The 245-nt window shown below is 62.0% G+C and carries 1 protein-coding gene; it reads left to right on the top strand.

Going from position 1 to position 245, the window contains the following annotated elements; translation table 11 throughout:
* On the top strand, positions 1–245 hold a 245-nt coding region (locus KZZ04_RS20395; RefSeq protein WP_219424063.1), incomplete at both ends, for a DUF1329 domain-containing protein.

Here is a 245-nt window from a genome sequence, read left to right on the forward strand (position 1 = left end):
CCAGCCTGACGCCGGTGGGCGCCGAAAAAGCCGGCAACGCCGATGGCTCAATCCCGGCCTGGACCGGTGGCATCCCGAAAAACGCCGGCGCAGTCGACAGCAAGGGCTTTCTCGCCGACCCATTCGCCAATGAAAAACCGCTGTTCGTGATTACCGCCGCCACGGTGGACAAGTACAAGGCCAAACTCTCCGACGGCCAAGTGGCGATGTTCAAGCGCTACCCCGAGACCTACAAAATCCCGGTG

Source organism: Pseudoalteromonas sp. CR1, assembly GCF_019392235.1.
GTDB lineage: Bacteria > Pseudomonadota > Gammaproteobacteria > Enterobacterales > Alteromonadaceae > Pseudoalteromonas.